This is a genomic window from Bacillus sp. FDAARGOS_527 (assembly GCF_003812125.1).
Taxonomy (GTDB): domain Bacteria; phylum Bacillota; class Bacilli; order Bacillales; family Bacillaceae_G; genus Bacillus_A; species Bacillus_A paranthracis.
The window spans coordinates 488,941-504,094 of the sequence record NZ_CP033795.1 but is presented as its reverse complement, the minus strand read 5'-3'; the positions used below and the strand labels follow the sequence as shown (position 1 = coordinate 504,094).

16 protein-coding genes are annotated in these 15,154 nt (G+C 35.7%); 6 read left to right on the top strand and 10 right to left on the bottom strand.

All coding sequences use genetic code 11. The annotated features are described in order from the left end of the window. Positions 1-26 precede the first annotated feature (26 nt). From EGX95_RS04905 to EGX95_RS04890, 4 genes are read right to left on the bottom strand one after another with little or no spacing between them, the layout of a single operon-like run. Positions 27-920, bottom strand: coding sequence for an RluA family pseudouridine synthase (locus EGX95_RS04905; RefSeq protein WP_001079095.1), 894 nt, complete (start codon positions 918-920; stop codon positions 27-29). A gap of 15 nt (positions 921-935) precedes the next feature. Beyond that, positions 936-1,733: an NAD kinase gene (locus EGX95_RS04900; protein ID WP_000673184.1), complete on the bottom strand. Its 798-nt coding sequence runs from the start codon at positions 1,731-1,733 to the stop codon at positions 936-938. Positions 1,734-1,751: 18 nt separating this feature from the next. Continuing rightward, complete coding sequence (locus tag EGX95_RS04895; protein ID WP_001081482.1) at positions 1,752-2,390, bottom strand: GTP diphosphokinase; 639 nt, start codon at positions 2,388-2,390, stop codon at positions 1,752-1,754. Between the two features lie 30 nt (positions 2,391-2,420). Next, positions 2,421-2,792 (bottom strand): UPF0738 family protein, encoded by a 372-nt coding sequence (locus tag EGX95_RS04890; protein ID WP_001180003.1) that lies wholly within the window; start codon positions 2,790-2,792, stop codon positions 2,421-2,423. A 146-nt stretch (positions 2,793-2,938) separates the two neighbouring features. On the opposite strand from EGX95_RS04890, the gene EGX95_RS04885 reads away from it, so the two are divergent. From EGX95_RS04885 to EGX95_RS30240, 4 genes are all read left to right on the top strand, one after another. Further along, positions 2,939-3,517, top strand: a complete 579-nt coding sequence (locus EGX95_RS04885; RefSeq protein WP_000191110.1) for a CYTH domain-containing protein — start codon at positions 2,939-2,941, stop codon at positions 3,515-3,517. Positions 3,518-3,697: 180 nt separating this feature from the next. After that, on the top strand, positions 3,698-4,096 hold the full coding sequence (locus EGX95_RS04880; RefSeq protein WP_000043379.1) for a globin domain-containing protein: 399 nt from the start codon (positions 3,698-3,700) through the stop codon (positions 4,094-4,096). Next, positions 4,096-4,989, top strand: a complete 894-nt coding sequence (locus EGX95_RS04875) for a ClpXP adapter SpxH family protein (protein ID WP_000360652.1) — start codon at positions 4,096-4,098, stop codon at positions 4,987-4,989. Before EGX95_RS04880 ends, EGX95_RS04875 begins: the two co-directional genes overlap by 1 nt. Before the next feature lie 229 nt (positions 4,990-5,218). Further along, the gene (locus tag EGX95_RS30240; protein WP_000754592.1) at positions 5,219-5,392 is read left to right on the top strand and encodes a hypothetical protein; all 174 of its coding nucleotides are present in this window, start codon (positions 5,219-5,221) and stop codon (positions 5,390-5,392) included. Positions 5,393-5,509: 117 nt separating this feature from the next. On the opposite strand, the gene pepF is transcribed toward EGX95_RS30240, so the two are convergent. From pepF to mecA, 4 genes are all read right to left on the bottom strand, one after another. Then, positions 5,510-7,336, bottom strand: coding sequence for an oligoendopeptidase F (gene pepF, locus EGX95_RS04870; RefSeq protein ID WP_000003390.1), 1,827 nt, complete (start codon positions 7,334-7,336; stop codon positions 5,510-5,512). A 50-nt stretch (positions 7,337-7,386) separates the two neighbouring features. Then, positions 7,387-8,631 (bottom strand): competence protein CoiA, encoded by a 1,245-nt coding sequence (locus EGX95_RS04865; RefSeq protein WP_000612264.1) that lies wholly within the window; start codon positions 8,629-8,631, stop codon positions 7,387-7,389. An 80-nt stretch (positions 8,632-8,711) separates the two neighbouring features. Next, entirely contained in the window at positions 8,712-10,256 is a 1,545-nt protein-coding gene (locus EGX95_RS04860) for a cardiolipin synthase (RefSeq protein WP_000799204.1), read from the bottom strand. A 72-nt stretch (positions 10,257-10,328) separates the two neighbouring features. Then, the gene (gene mecA / locus EGX95_RS04855) at positions 10,329-11,012 is read right to left on the bottom strand and encodes an adaptor protein MecA (RefSeq protein WP_000350710.1); all 684 of its coding nucleotides are present in this window, start codon (positions 11,010-11,012) and stop codon (positions 10,329-10,331) included. A 339-nt stretch (positions 11,013-11,351) separates the two neighbouring features. On the opposite strand from mecA, the gene EGX95_RS04850 reads away from it, so the two are divergent. Continuing rightward, entirely contained in the window at positions 11,352-12,026 is a 675-nt protein-coding gene (locus EGX95_RS04850; RefSeq protein ID WP_000362603.1) for a TerC family protein, read from the top strand. Positions 12,027-12,075: 49 nt separating this feature from the next. On the opposite strand, the gene spx is transcribed toward EGX95_RS04850, so the two are convergent. Further along, entirely contained in the window at positions 12,076-12,471 is a 396-nt protein-coding gene (gene spx / locus EGX95_RS04845) for a transcriptional regulator Spx (protein WP_000258267.1), read from the bottom strand. Positions 12,472-13,063: 592 nt separating this feature from the next. Between spx and EGX95_RS04840 the strand changes: the two genes are divergently transcribed. Further along, entirely contained in the window at positions 13,064-13,267 is a 204-nt protein-coding gene (locus tag EGX95_RS04840; protein ID WP_000559978.1) for a hypothetical protein, read from the top strand. 28 nt (positions 13,268-13,295) lie between these two features. Here the strand turns inward: EGX95_RS04840 and EGX95_RS04835 are convergent, their stop codons facing one another. After that, the gene (locus tag EGX95_RS04835) at positions 13,296-14,942 is read right to left on the bottom strand and encodes a peptide ABC transporter substrate-binding protein (protein ID WP_000728616.1); all 1,647 of its coding nucleotides are present in this window, start codon (positions 14,940-14,942) and stop codon (positions 13,296-13,298) included. Positions 14,943-15,154: the final 212 nt, after the last annotated feature.

Sequence of the window (15,154 nt, the reverse complement as noted above, 5' to 3'; positions counted from 1 at the left end):
CGTTACATAAGAATTTTGTTCCCTTTTTAAGTATGTCTTAATACCGCTTGCATATCGCTTGGAATCGGTGTAGTGAAAGACATTTCTTTCTCTAAAATAGGATGATAAAACGTCAAGGATGTACTGTGAAGCGCTTGTCGTTTCATTTCATCTCTTTTTCCACCATATAAATTATCGCCAAGTAGCGGATGTCCTATGTACGCCATATGCACACGAATTTGATGCGTTCTCCCTGTATCGAGCTCAAGTGATACGTGCGTCTTATGATTGACGCTATCGATCACTCTAAAATGAGTAACGGCTCTTTGCCCCTCCTCACAAACGGTTCGCTCAATAATGCTATCCGATTTTCGTCCAATCGGTGCGTCAATCGTTCCTTCTCTTTCTACCATCTCACCGTGAACAATCGCTTCATACGTTCTTTTCACAGCTTTTTGTTGATGCTGTTTCGATAAAAGATGATGTACGAAACGATTTTTTGCAATAAGCATAAGCCCTGAAGTATCACGATCTAACCTCGTTACGATGTGCACCGTACTTGTAAGATGTCGCTTATCATAATGAGATAAGAGCGCATTCGCAACACTTCCTGCCGGATGTTCTCTAGACGGGATCGTTGACATGTTTGCCTCTTTGTTTATGACAAGAACTGCATCATCTTCATATACGATACATAAAGGAATATCTTCAGCAATCATCCCTTCACTTCTTTCCTCTACTGGAAAAAAGACACGTAATTCTTCACCAGCTTGCAACTGATGACGAACGCTCGCATGTTGACCATTTACTTCTATAGATCCGCCATGAAACTTTATATCCGTTAATGCGGCTTTGGAGATCCCTTTTGTTTTTAAAAATTCTCTAACTAAAGTTCCTTCCTCAGCCGAGTCTATATCCCATTTCAATGTAAATCTGTTCAAATATATAAACCCTTTCTATTTATCTGCAACAAACGAGTCACGAACTCGTTTCCAGAACGGAAATGGACGGAAACGAACGAATCGTACTTTCTCATTTGCCACGCGATACTGAATTGATTTCACATCTTGATGAACCATCGTTAAATGGTCCACCGTAATTTGTAAGTTCATTCCTGCAGTCGGCTTCAGCACGCATGTATGATGTTTCGGCAATACGAGCGGCGAACCTACCGTACGAAACACCCGGTTATTAATAGATGCCATTTCCGCAATTTGAATCGCTTCAATAGAAGGGTGAATAATTGCTCCGCCAAGCGCCTTATTATACGCAGTACTTCCCGAAGGAGTAGAAATACAAAGGCCATCCCCGCGGAACGTTTCAAAGTACTCTCCGCGTATTTCCACTTCTGTTACTAATGTACCTTCTGCACTTTTTACAGTCGCTTCATTCATCGCTAAATACTGCGACTCTTTACTCCCATTCACATAGCGAATAATCACTTCTAAAAGCGGATATTCCACCACTTGGAATGGTGTTTTAGCAATTGCAATTACTAATTTCTCTACTTCTGTCGGTAACCAATCTGCATAGAAACCTAAATGCCCTGTATGTACACCAACAAATGCTGTTTCATCCAATCGATTATAATAACGATGAAACGCATATAAAAGCGTTCCATCTCCCCCAACAGAAATTACAATATCGGGTTCCTTTTCATCCATTATAAATCCAAAATCTAGCAAGTATTCTTTCATCGTGCTTGCCAGTGCATCTGATGATTGATCTCCCTTTGACATAATTGTAAATTTCATCGCCCAACACCCTTTAGTTTATGATTCGGAATCTTTCGTTTCTTGCTTTCTTGAAAAAGCTTTCTGCGCTTCTTGAATTTCAAGACGGATAGAAGACATTTCTTCATCTAATAAAAATGCTGCTTCCGCTGCACGTTGCAAGCGTATTTTAATATCTTCAGGAAAACGTCCACTATATTTATAATTTAAAGAATGCTCAATTGTTGCCCAAAAGTTCATTGCTAGCGTACGTATTTGGATTTCTACCAATACTTTTTGTTCACCTTGAATCGTTTGAACTGGGTAACTAATGACAACGTGATAAGAACGATAACCGCTATCTTTCTTCTGCGTGACGTAATCACGTTCTTCCACGATTTCAAAGTCATTTCGTTTTCGAAGATATTCTACAACAGGCTTAATCTCATCAACAAATTGACACATCATTCGAAGGCCCGCGATATCTTGCATATCTTCTCTTAGCCTGTCTAACGGTACATTTCTCTTCTCCGCTTTATCAATAATACTTGCAACCGACTTTACCCTTCCTGTTACAAACTCAATTGGAGAATGCTCTGTTAACATTGCAAATTGAGTACGCATTCCTTTTAGTTTCACTTTCAGCTCTGCCACCGCTTGGTGGTAAGGTGCTAAAAATTCTTCCCAATTTCGATTCATTTCAACCACCACCAAAATCAATCCATTTGCTTATAGAAATACTTTTTCTACAGCAGTTACTAGTTCTTCTCCGTAATTTGCATTACCTTCAATATTTTCAACTAAATATTCTACTTCTTCTTTTAAACCTTCTAATTCCATTTCAATGTCATTCACGCGAACGAACATAACCACGTCGTTATTCATCGCTTCATGCATTGCTTCCCAGCATGTATGCGGAATGCTTACATAAATGAAAGATGATTCGTTTTCTAAGATATATAAAAATGATAAATTATCTGAGTCTACAAGTACGTGATTACGCGCACTTAACTCCTTTACCTCTATTTCACTATTTTCCGCACAAAAAATAAGAGCATTCTCTCTCTTTTCTACGCTCTTAACTTGGATTTTATTTTGCATGCTCTAACTCCTCCATCTCAACTTCCTGTCTTACTTAACAGTATTATTGTATCATAACATGGACGCAAACAAATAAAACATTGAACCAAATTTGTGAAAAAGCGATAATGTGTAAAGAATTATTTTTCAAAAGGAGCGCGCATACAATGACACAAGAAATTGAAATTGAATTTAAAAATATTGTTACAGAAGAAGAATTCAATACATTATGTAAATCATTCTCTATTGAAGGATTTACGAAACAGGTGAATCACTACTTTGAAACACCGAGCTTCTCATTAAAAGAAGCTGGCTCTGCACTTCGTATTCGTCATAAAGGAGAAACTTATACATTAACATTAAAACAACCTGCAGAAGTCGGCTTGTTAGAAACGCATCAAGTTATAACAGCAGATGAAGCAAGATTGATGATGGAAACAAATACAATTATTCAAGGCGCTGTAGTAGATCAACTACACACATTACAAATTCCTGTTTCTGCTTTAACTTATATGGGTAGTTTAACAACTGAAAGAGCCGAAACACTATTTGAAGGCGGAACGCTTGTCTTTGATCATAGTTTCTATTACAATCACGATGATTATGAAATTGAATTTGAAGTGCAAGATGAAGAAGCAGGCAAAGCTGCCTTTATTCATTTGTTAAAGCAACACGACATACCAATCCGTCATACAAATAATAAAGTAAAACGCTTTTTCCTTGCCAAACAAAACAAAGCACGCTAAAGTGAAAATTCCACTAGTGAATACGTTCTACTAGTGGATACATCTCACTTTTTGAAAAAGAAAAGATTCTTTTACATCTGTAGAATAAGCAAAGAACGTTATGAAGGCGGTTTATTTGCCCTCCCTAACATTCCATTGCTACAATAGATATACATTTCATGGAAAAAGGAGTTTAAAAGGATGAGCAAGCAACCGATGACACCATTTGAAGCAATTGGCGGTGAACAATGCATTGCAATATTAGTAGACACATTTTATTCCTATGTCAGTAAACACCCTGACCTATCTCCCATCTTCCCGGATGATTTAACAGAAACAGCTAGGAAGCAGAAGCAATTTTTAACACAATATTTAGGTGGTCCTAATTTGTACACGGAAGAACATGGTCATCCTATGTTAAGAGCACGCCATCTCCCGTTTGAGATTACTCCAAAACGAGCAGAGGCTTGGCTATCGTGCATGGAGCAAGCAATGGATGACACAGGAGTGGACGGTCATATAAGAGAGTTCGTTTTTGAACGTTTAGCATTAACTGCTCAGCATATGGTTAATACTCCAGACGAAACAGGTGAAATATAATGGATAAACAGGAAGCAAAGCATATCAATATGCCATCTCCTTCCGCATGTGAGCATAAGTCTGTAGAAGCATATTTATTTATTGATCCACTTTGTAAAGATTGCTGGGAAATTGAGCCCTTTATTATTAAACTATGGCTTGAATACGGGAAATACTTCTCTATTCGTCATATCGTAACAGGAAAAGTGGACGGAACGAACGCTTCCTCACACAAATGGAATAAACCTGCTAATATTCGATTTGTGTGGGAAAAGACAACAAGTTTACAAGGTTTTTCATGTGATGGAAAGGTACATATGCAAGAAGCATCGTCAACACCATATTTAGTTTCGATGGCAATTAAAGCAGCGGAGTTGCAGGGCCGAAAAGCAGGTTCGAAGTTTTTGCGAAAACTCCAAGAATACATTTTCCTTGAAAATGTATCAAATCCTGACTGCGAATTATTACTTGCATGCGCAAAAGATAGCAATATTGATGTAGAAGAATTTAAAAAAGACCTATATTCCGCTAGCGCAAAAAAGGCTTTCCAATGTGACTTAAAATTCACAAATGAGATGCATATTACAGAAATACCTTCTCTCGTATTCTTTCATGCAAATTCAGATGAAGAAGGTATTAAAATCGCTGGAACGTATTCCTACGACGTCTACGTACAATTATTGAAAGAACTTGTAAAATGTGAAATCGAGCCAGAGCCATTACCACCTTTAGAAGTATTACTGGAAGCGACACAATTTATCTCTTCAAAAGAAGTAGCATTTATATATGACTGCTCGAAGCAAGAAATTGAACGTGAACTAAAAAAATTACAACTGAAACGAAAAGTACAAATGATTGACGTAAAATGTGAGCGTTATTGGAAATGGATAGCAAAAGAAAAAGACCTGGTGTAAACACCAGGTCTTCTTCTTTACGGCTTATAAAAATATTAAAGGGGATGGGAGAAATTTTCACGTTCAAACAAAGGGGTATATGTTTGTATGTGAATTCGTTCACGCTTATTATATTACAAGATTCGACGTCAGATGACAACCCCTTTTGTCGAATTTCACACTTTTGTCACATTCTAAACGTTTTCATTTTTGAATAAGCTATAAAAAAGCTATTTTGGAGGTGTTTTGTATGAAAAAAACGTATATTTTACTTATCATTCTAGCTATCATTGTTTCTTTTTTCTTGTACATCCTCTCCCTACTACAAGCTTTTCCTAAAATGATTGCCTTTCCTCTTTTATTTGGAGTCATTGTCATCGCTCTCTCTTATTTCAACCATAAAAAACGATTTAAAGGGTTTTAATGAACTGTAAAACTGCCTTCTAGTTTAGAAAAAAGAAGACAATTCGATTTATTTTCTCGACAAATATCGACAAAATGACATCAAGAAAAAGACGAGGCAAATTCCTCGTCTTTTCTATTACTTCTCTTCAAATAATAATGCTTCTAATTCATTTAATTTCTCTTCAAATACTTGCAATGCTTCTTTTACCGGTTCTGGAGATGCCATATCTACTCCAGCTTTTTTCAGCACTTCAATTGGGTAATCTGAGCTTCCTGCTTTTAAGAACTCATTAATGTAACGTTCTACTGCTGGTTGCCCTTCTTCTAAAATTTGTTTAGATAGAGCCGTTGCTGCACTAAATCCTGTTGCGTATTGGTATACGTAATAGTTGTAGTAGAAGTGCGGAATACGAGACCACTCTAAACCAATTTCTTCATCAATTACTAAAGCATCACCGAAATATTTCTTATTTAAATCATAGTAGATCTCCGTTAGCATGTCTGGTGTTACCGCATGTCCCTCTTGTACTTTCTTATGAATAATATGCTCAAACTCTGCGAACATCGTTTGACGGAATACAGTACCACGGAATCCTTCTAAATAATGATTTAATAAGTATAGACGCTCTTTCTTATCTTCTGTCGTTTTTAATAAATAATCGTTTAGAAGCGCTTCATTACAAGTTGATGCTACTTCCGCAACAAAGATTGAATAATCCCCGTATACGTGCGGCTGCGTTTTTCTTGTGTAGTAACTATGGACAGAATGACCAAATTCATGAGCAAGTGTAAATAAATTATTTACATTATCATGCCAGTTCATTAAAATATAAGGATTTGTTCCATAGGCACCAGATGAATATGCTCCGCTTCGTTTTCCTTTATTCTCATACACATCTACCCAGCGATTTTCATATGCTTCTTTCAAAATATCAACATACTCATCACCAAGTACATGTAAAGACTTTAATAACATGTCTTGCGCTTCTTCATACTTCACATTCATTTTCACTTCTGGTACAAGTGGTGTATATAAATCATACATATGAAGCTCATCAAGCCCTAGTGCACGCTTACGAATATCAATGTAACGATGTAGCAAGTGTAAATTGTCATTTACAGATTGAACAAGTTGATCATACACCGCTTCAGGAATATTATTATTACTTAATGCTGCTTGACGTGCAGAGTCATATTTACGAACGCGTGCATTAAAGTTATTACGCTTTACAGCTCCGCTTAACGTACTTGCAAATGTGTTCTTATATTTCCCGTACGTTTCATATACAGCTTTGAATGCATCTTCACGCACACGACGATCATCACTTTCTAAAAACTGAATGTAACGGCCATGTGTAATTTCTACTTCTTCTCCATCCTCACCTTTAATAGATGGGAATTTCAAATCCGCATTATTCAACATACCAAATGTATTACTTGACGCACTCATTACTTCAGATGCTTCTGCTAATAAAGCCTCTTCCGCTTCAGATAATACGTGAGGGCGTTGACGCGTAATTTCTTCTAACGCATGTTCATATACACTTAAGTCTCTATTTTCTTTCAAGAATGTTTGCAATGTATCTTCTGAAATCGATAAAATTTCAGGCACAATATATGCTGTGCTACTAGATACTTGTGAATATAAATTTGTTGCACGGTCATTTAACGCTTGATACACAGAGTTTGTTGTATCTTGATCGTAACGCATATGTGCATATGTATATAGCTTACCTAATCGCATTGAAATTTCATCTTCATATTGCAATGCTTCAAGTAAATTGTTCGCAGAGTCACCAAGTTTCCCTTTAAATTCAGTTAACTTCGGTAATAGCTCTTTAATAGCTTGGAATTCTTGTTCCCATTCTGCATCTGTTTGGAAAATATCTTCTAATCGCCACGTACTTGATTCTTCAATTTCGTTACGATCCGGTAATGTTTTTGCTGTGTTTTGTTCAGACATGCTTTAAGCCCTCCTTTAAATATCTCTACTTACATACAATTCGATTTTTCTTATGTAATTCCTTCACGATCAGTCTTTATTATATCCGCTTTTCCTTCTCTCATGTTGTACTTTGCCTCAAATAAAGATAAGGCATACGCTAAACTCCTTTCATCATATTTCATAACTTCCTCCTCTGTTTTTAACATGGATATCCCCCGTATTTTCCGGTACTTATAAGTCCCTACTCTCTGCAAGACACCTACATAACATAAAAATGTCATATATTCAGTAACTGCCACTTTCCATATATGCTGTGAAAAGTACGGGAGCATACGCCTTTTCGTATACTTTTTTATATAACTACACACGTACTTGAGGGAAATACAATCCCCTACCGCAAGCTCACCTATACACTTCATATATAGAAAAGCTTGCCATATAAATGAATTTGTTTGAAAAGCAAATGAGGACGGGAGTGGCACACCAATTTCAGAAGGAAAATTTGCTGGGGTACATTTACATTGATATAAGAGGCGTAATAGTGATTTATCATTATAATTCAAGATGGGCAAAGCGTTTTGACGAAAATAATCCTTTCGCTTCTTCCATTCTCGGTTTAATACTTCCCTTTGGAAAGGAACAGGAGAAAAGAGCATTTCAAAAGTAGTCGTTTCAATTGGTAAATATATAATATGTGAAAAAGCAACGCTTGTAGAAAATGATGTAATAAACGTGCATTTCATAAATGATTTTTGTTTCGAACAGAAGAAAATAAGAAGTGGCTGAGGATAAGATTGTAAGGAGAAAGCCATAATTGAGGAGAATTTCATCCAGTATGCAGAGTGCTTTTTCAATTGATTTCCACCAATAATCCAAATGACTTGTATACCAGCTTTCCAATACGAATAGGTTCGTTTGCAGAGCTGCTCTATAGAAAGATTGGCGCATTGATATTCAATCGCAATTTTTCTCCCTGCTCTCTCTATAAAAATATCCGGTCGTTGCTGAATCTCTGGTAGATAATGCTCTATCTCTACATGAACTTTTTGACGTTTGAACCACCGATATAACAATTCTTTACCGTACATATGATATGTAGATTCTGCTTCATAAAAGGCTAAACATGAATCTACTTTCTTATGAGCAAAATGCCACCTTTTTTGTTTTCCTAATCTCATTAGTACTTCCTTCCCGCAAGCTATGCAAAAGAAACTTTCCCTTTTACGCATATGGTGTAAAAGCTCTTCATCATGATGATCGAGTAGATGAATTTTTTCTCCGTTTTCTCTTTTTGCGATAAATATTGGAATCACACCCTTTCAGCTCCTTATATTCTACAATTTATTACAAATTCCTTTTAAAAAAGAGATGTCCCAATTTTGGACATCTCTTTTTATAATAAAGGCGATAATAACCGGTACGTTGATTCAACAATTCGTCTATGAAGACGCCTTTTATGAAAACGATCGACATGAATTTCACTTGATTCTTCTAAATCGTCTTTAAAATCTTGAACAAGTTTTCGAATGCTATCTGTATCATATAAAAAGGCATTTACTTCAAAGTTCAAATGAAAACTTCTCATATCCATATTCGCTGTCCCAATTGAAGCTAAATCAGAATCGACAATGACAACTTTACTATGGAGAAAACCTTTTTCGTATTCATATATCTTTACCCCTGCATCTAAAAGCTCTGGGAAGTACGATCTCGATGCGTAAAAGACAGTTCGCTTATCAGGCTTACTCGGCATTAACAACCGAACATCAATACCAGCAAGTGCCGCTACTTTTAATGCGGATAAAATATCATCATCCGGAATGAAATACGGCGTTGCAATCCAAATGGATTTCCGCGCAGAAGCAATCATGGCAAAATATAAATGTTTAATTGTTTCCCATTTATTATCCGGCCCACCTGCAACGAGCTGCACGCCGCCCCAATGCTCCCCCTCAACTGCTTTCGCTTGTAAATATTCAGGGGCTAGCACAGCCTCGCCAGTCATATAAAACCAATCTTGAAGGAAAATAAGCTGCAAACTTTGCACAGCTTCCCCACGCAAATATAAATGCGTGTCTCGCCAAAAGCCGAAGTACTTATCCTTTCCTAAATATTCATCACCAATATTTAATCCACCTACAAATCCTTCATTCCCATCGATAATAACGATTTTTCGGTGATTTCGATAATTAATCTTATCGTTTAAAATCGGAAAACGTACAGGGAAGAACGGAATCATTTCGACACCTGCGTCGTTTAATTCTTCAATATATGATTTTGATAATTTAAAACTTCCAACCGCATCATATAAAAAACGAACGACTACGCCTTCTTTTGATTTTTGTATTAAAATATCTTTAATTTCTGTTCCAAGTTTATCATCACGCACAATGTAATATTCCATATGAATGTGATGTTTCGCTCGTTTTAATCCATCTAAAATAGCCTGAAACGTTTCATCTCCATTTGTTAATGTTCTCGTTTCAGTTTGAAATGAAATATTTAAAGCGCCTAAGCGATCCGCTAAACGAAATAACAGCTCTTGATGCTTATGATTGCGCAAAATCCGTTCTTCGTAATCTTCATGCCCCTTATATTGTAAAAACGCTTGTTCATCGAGCAACGCCTTCTTTTGGAACATTCTCTTCCTCCGAAAGTTCTGTCCGAATAATAAATAAGCGAAGAATCCAAATACCGGAAAAATCCCTAACACAATGAGCCATGTAAGTGTTTTTGACGGATGACGGTTCTCTAAGAAAATAACGCAACCAATTAAAAATGCAGATACCGTAAATAAAATACTAATAATACCTAAAATCGAAACATCTTTTATCCCAATTACATCCGAATAAAACGCTACATCAATAAACATACGTAATGACACAAATAATGCGAACAATAGTAAAACAAAGAAAATCAACTTTAACGTATTTTTCATCTCTTACCTCCTTACTAAGAAAGCTTTCCTATTCTTCATATAAAAAGCCGATTTCATACTACAGAAATCGGCCTACGTTTTAGCAGGAAAATTATTGCGAATTGTTTCAAGCGCATGCTCTTTCACAATTTGTTTCCCATACTCACTTACACGATGAATTGTTAAAGTTGATTCTTCCCCGTATTCTAAAACAATGCTTAAAATGCGATCAATTTCTTCTTCATCATGTAGCACTTCATCGAATTCCACATATACATAATAGCGGTCCTCAAATGAATACAGCTCATCTTTTATATCTTCAAAGATAAGACGATGACTTAATGAAATGACATCTTCAAAATCATTAAACTTAATTAAAAAGCCAAACGTACCATCTTCGTTAAAGTTTGTACCTGCTTGTTCCTCTACCTCTTCCACTAATTCTTGCTGGAATAATGATTCAATACCTTCATCTAGAGGAATGTCTATAATTTTATCTACACCTATTGGTAGTTCTAGCTTTTGTCCATCCTTTGAAAGTTCTGCTTTCGTTACAAGTACTTCAATCCCTTTATCGACTGCTTGCACTTGAATCCATAACGGCCCATCAATAAAGAAATCGTCATGATCACGAGCTTCGTCCATCATTTCCCAAAAGAGCTCTTCGCTTCTTTCGCGGTCATACCAAATTTCCTCACGATTAAAGCCTCTGTCCTCTATATCAATGTACGTAATAAAAAATTTCATCGTATGATCATTAATTCTTTCAATATCCAAAATACAACTCTCCCTTCCTGCTTAGAATTGTTATGAAGGGATTCCCCACTCATATGACAAATCAATAGATTCTTGTACTCTCATTTTATGATAAGATTCTCCAGAATGGAAATAAAATCGATTTATTTTACAAAAATAGTTATATACCTATCTTCATTCAATGGTATACACAAATATATCATTGTCGCGATGCCTCACTTATAAAAAATTTGGACATACATTTCCATCTTCCCCCGTACACTGTAATAAAGTGAAACTTTTATTAGAGAAGATGCTTTAGTCCTTTTCACCACATACATATAGTTCGCTTATTAAAACATCATAAATGGAGGCAGACGAATGGACTTAGAGTTTTTAACATCTGTACTAATGATTGTCGGTATCGATGTTGTATTAGGTGGTGACAACGCAATTGTCATCGCACTAGCTAGCCGAAATTTACCTGAATCGAAACGAAATAAAGCTATTTTGATCGGTACTCTTTTAGCAATCGTACTAAGAATTATCCTTACTATACTAGCTGTCTATTTGCTCGACATTCCATTTCTGCAACTTATCGGGGGCATTTTACTTACATTCATTGCAGTAAATTTACTAACTGATAATAGCAACGATCTTTCTTCTATTCAAGGAAAAACAACTTTATTTCAAGCTGTGCGTACAATTGTATTCGCGGACCTTGTTATGGGATTTGACAACGTTATCGCCATTGCAGGGGCAGCTCACGGAAGATTTTTACTCGTAATAATCGGTTTACTCATTTCTATCCCGATTATTATTTGGGGCAGCAAACTCATTTTAATACTTATGGAACGCTTTCCACTCCTCATTTATTGCGGGGCAGCAATTCTCGCTTATACAGCAGGTAAAATGGTCACACATGAAGACAGACTTGCAACCTTTTTTCATAACAACCCAAGTTTCACTGCAGGCATTCCTTACTTATTTATTTTCACCATCTTATGCATCGGCTTTATCGTTCAACGAGTTCGATTACGAAATTTGAAACATTAAAAAAAACCTTCTACTATATAATAGGTAGAAGGTTTTCATATTATTATAATTAATTTACAAGACGCTGTGCTTCACGTAATTGGAACGTTCTTACTGTACGTGGTAAGAAACGGCGGATTTCGTCTTCATTGTAACCTACTTGGAGGCGTTTCTCGTCAATCATAATTGGACGACGTAAAATCCCTGGATAGTCACGAATCATCTTATATAAATCTTGAAGTGGTAAAGACTCTAAGTTTACATTTAATTCTTGGAAAACTTTCGAACGAGTAGAAATAATCTCATCCGTTCCGCTTTCTGTCATACGTAAAATCTCTTTAATTTCCTCAATCGTTAATGGATCTGAGAAAATATTACGTTCTGTATAAGGAATATGATTTTCCTCTAGCCATAATTTCGCCTTTCTACAAGACGTACAGCTTGGAGAACTATATAATGTTACCATACAAAGCTCACTCTCCTTAAAGAGTACAAATTCTGTACTAATTACAGTTTAAATTTCTAAATTCAGCAATTTTTCGCGATACCTTGTCTTAAAACAAAGTGCAAAAATTGCTTTTCATGTAAGCAACAACTTTTAGTAAACAACAATTACTTTTAATAAGTAACTTCTATAATCATTATACAATAGATTTTGCAAGAAATATACAGTAAATTTCCTTCTAATTGAGAAAACTCTTCCGTGCATTTCACTGCTATGTAACATAATCACACTTACTTCAGCTGTTCTTTAACAATAATCTTCAACCCTCTTAACGCTTGCTTTTCATAGATTTTTCATATGATTTATAGTTATTCTCTCATAATCTTTCCTATGAAAAAGAGAACGTTTTCTTACCTTTTTTTGATAAATCAATTAAGAAATGTAAGACTATACAAGTGAGAATCAAAAGAACATTTGTTCTCATTTTAACAAACATTCTCATTCATGTCCATACGATTTCTAAAATAAATCAAAAATTTTTCTGACATTTCTTTCTTTTTCATCTTTTATCTCATACAATAAAAATACAGACAGGCAAAGGGGGAATTTGCAAATGATTGCTTTTTTTATTGATTTTGTCACTGTTGCTGCCCTCATCATCGGAATAACAGCATTGATTGGCGTCATTACAAATAGTATTGGTGAAAAACTCTTTGGCGGAAAAGAAAAGATGAAGTTTGTTAATAAAAGTTTGGATGTACAATCCGGCTGGAACCAAGTTGGTGGGAAAGGTATTTATAAGAAACGTACGTATTAAAAAAAGCAGGCAATTACCTGCTTTTTTCTTATTTCTCTACTGACGCCCATTTAAAGCTTAAATCGCCACCATATTTATGGTTGTACATATTTTTAATGGAATCTCTTTGTAAGTATGCTCTACCACGTTGATATACCGGTACAATCGCAGCGTCATCAAGTAACATTTTCTCTGCTTCTAGTAAGCTTTTCCAACGAGCATTTACATCGCTTCCATCTTTTTTTGCTTTCATGATGATCTCATCATATTTCGGATTAGAATATTTCATTTTATTTTGTGATCCGTCAGTTACAAACATATCAAGATATGTAATTGGATCTGGGAAGTCTGCACTCCATCCAGAGAATGACATGACGAAATCGCCCGCATCTTCTAATTTTAGTTTTTGCGCGAATGGTTGTTGTTTAATTTTCACTGTTAAACCTGGTAAATTCTTTTCTAACTCACCTTTTAAATATTCCCCTGTTTTCTTCGATAATTCAACATCTTCGTTTAATAACTCTAATTCGATTTCATTTTTACCAAGCTCTTTTTTACCAGCTTCCCAATATTTCTTCGCTTCTTTCACGTTTGGTTTTACAATATCTCCATTTACAGCACGGAAGTCCTTTTTATCCGGTCCTTTAATGAAGTTATCAGGAATTAATCCTGTTGCTGGCTTAGAACCGTTATTTAATAATGTATCAACGAACGGTTTACGTTCAAAAGCAAGTGAAATTGCTTTACGAATATTTTTATTTGCTAACGCTGGATCTTTTTGATTTAAACGAAGGAAGAATACAGATGTATCTTCTACTGTTTGGAAATCTGGTTTTCCTTTATATTTATCGATGAACTCCGCTAATAACGTTGCTCGATCGACTGCGTTTGTTTCATATAAATTAATTGGTGTAGACGTATCTTTAACAATATTAAAGTTTACTTCCTCAATCTTCACTTCTTTATTATCCCAATATGACGAGCTCTTCGTCATTTTAAAGCTACGTTCATGTTGCCAATCACTTAATGTAAATGGTCCGTTATAAAGTGTTGTATTCGCTTCCAAACCAAACTTCGTACCTTGCTCTTTCACGAACTTTTCATTCACAGGATAGAAGATTGGATATACCATTAAATCTACAAGGTATGGAATGGAATTGTCTAATTCCACTTCTAATGTATAATCATCAATCGCCTTTACCCCTAATTGGTCCGGACTCATCTCTTTTTTGTTAATTTTCTCTGCATTTTTTATATCATACATAATGTACGCTGATTTCGCAGCTGTATCTGGGTTAATCGCTCTTTGCCATGCGTATACGAAATCTTTTGCCGTCACAGGCTCACCATTTGACCATTTTGCGTCTTCACGTAATGTAAATGTATATTTTTTACCGTCTTCTGACTTTTTAAATTCCTTTGCTACACCAGGAACTAGCTTATCATCTTTTCCTAAACTGTATAAGCCTTCCATCGTATTAGTCATTACTCTTGAAGAAACCGCATCAGCTGATAACGCTGGATCCATCGTTGGAATTTCTTGCGTTTCAATTAAGTTAATAACTTGCTTCGCACCGCTTTTCCCGCTATCCCCTTTTGCGTTCGCTTGCGGCTCATCTTTTTGGTAGCTACATGCCCCTAACATCATGCTCATTGCTACTGTTGATACTACAAAAACTGGCATCTTTTTTTTCATACTTCCACCCTCCACAAAAATGTTAGCCCTTTCATTTTCAAACAAAAAGAAATATATATATGTTCTAACAATTCATATTATACACACAAATATATTTTTTGTATATTTATATTTCTATTTTATTAAAATTTTCTGTTAAAACTTAATCCTTTGTAAACGTTTCATATTGCCGATTTTCCTTACTGAAGTGTCAGAAATAATTATTTTTATAT

Coding starts and splice junctions, on each gene's coding strand:
- EGX95_RS04900 (WP_000673184.1), bottom strand. CDS start 1,733: ATGAAATTTACAATTATGTCAAAGGGAGATCAATCATCAGATGCACTG.
- EGX95_RS04895 (WP_001081482.1), bottom strand. CDS start 2,390: ATGAATCGAAATTGGGAAGAATTTTTAGCACCTTACCACCAAGCGGTG.
- EGX95_RS04890 (WP_001180003.1), bottom strand. CDS start 2,792: ATGCAAAATAAAATCCAAGTTAAGAGCGTAGAAAAGAGAGAGAATGCT.
- EGX95_RS04885 (WP_000191110.1), top strand. CDS start 2,939: ATGACACAAGAAATTGAAATTGAATTTAAAAATATTGTTACAGAAGAA.
- EGX95_RS04880 (WP_000043379.1), top strand. CDS start 3,698: ATGAGCAAGCAACCGATGACACCATTTGAAGCAATTGGCGGTGAACAA.
- EGX95_RS04875 (WP_000360652.1), top strand. CDS start 4,096: ATGGATAAACAGGAAGCAAAGCATATCAATATGCCATCTCCTTCCGCA.
- EGX95_RS30240 (WP_000754592.1), top strand. CDS start 5,219: ATGAAAAAAACGTATATTTTACTTATCATTCTAGCTATCATTGTTTCT.
- pepF (WP_000003390.1), bottom strand. CDS start 7,336: ATGTCTGAACAAAACACAGCAAAAACATTACCGGATCGTAACGAAATT.
- EGX95_RS04860 (WP_000799204.1), bottom strand. CDS start 10,256: ATGAAAAATACGTTAAAGTTGATTTTCTTTGTTTTACTATTGTTCGCA.
- EGX95_RS04850 (WP_000362603.1), top strand. CDS start 11,352: ATGGACTTAGAGTTTTTAACATCTGTACTAATGATTGTCGGTATCGAT.
- spx (WP_000258267.1), bottom strand. CDS start 12,471: ATGGTAACATTATATAGTTCTCCAAGCTGTACGTCTTGTAGAAAGGCG.
- EGX95_RS04840 (WP_000559978.1), top strand. CDS start 13,064: ATGATTGCTTTTTTTATTGATTTTGTCACTGTTGCTGCCCTCATCATC.
- EGX95_RS04835 (WP_000728616.1), bottom strand. CDS start 14,942: ATGAAAAAAAAGATGCCAGTTTTTGTAGTATCAACAGTAGCAATGAGC.